Origin of the sequence: Vibrio sp. 99-70-13A1 (assembly GCF_013114625.1) — a bacterium.
Taxonomy (GTDB): domain Bacteria; phylum Pseudomonadota; class Gammaproteobacteria; order Enterobacterales; family Vibrionaceae; genus Vibrio.
The window spans coordinates 1-506 of the sequence record NZ_VTXD01000110.1 but is presented as its reverse complement, the minus strand read 5'-3'; the positions used below and the strand labels follow the sequence as shown (position 1 = coordinate 506).

The window sequence follows — 506 nt, the reverse complement described above, 5'->3', positions numbered from 1 at the left end:
TCAGATAAGACATACTTTCTAAAGTTCAATTTAATGTAAGTATCGATAATTACCTCCTAGTACATAACGCCCAATTAAGTAGCTGACAACGCTACCAATACACTTAAATTTAACACCTAAATCACTGAAGCTAAACCAAATTGAAAATGCCAAGCGTTGACAGTCTGCTTAAATTGCTTGTTATGTGCAAATTCCCAGCTGGGGTAATTCAGCTAACAATTCAGACACCTCAACTTCAGGGTTGAGTTTAATCGCACTCTCCACATTGAATTCACCATCAAAGATGCTTTGTACTATTTGTGGAGAAAGCTCAACCTCGTAGGTGCTGTCAGCAAATGCGCAAAAATCAGATGCAGACATCTTTAGTATGGTTTCGGGTGTAGGCAAATCGTTAATATCAATACCAAATTTAACCCAACTATCTAAGTGTAAATACCAGGCTGTTGAACCTGTTTGCATTGTAAACGCAGGCTCTCGGACAAATTCAGAGTAGCACTGAGGAAAAG

General features: G+C 38.5%; 1 protein-coding gene. It reads right to left on the bottom strand.

The window, feature by feature from the left end:
* Positions 1–180: 180 nt before the first annotated feature.
* Positions 181–506, bottom strand: a 326-nt coding sequence (locus F0226_RS22410; protein ID WP_171737700.1) for a hypothetical protein, incomplete at its 5' end; no start/stop codon positions are given.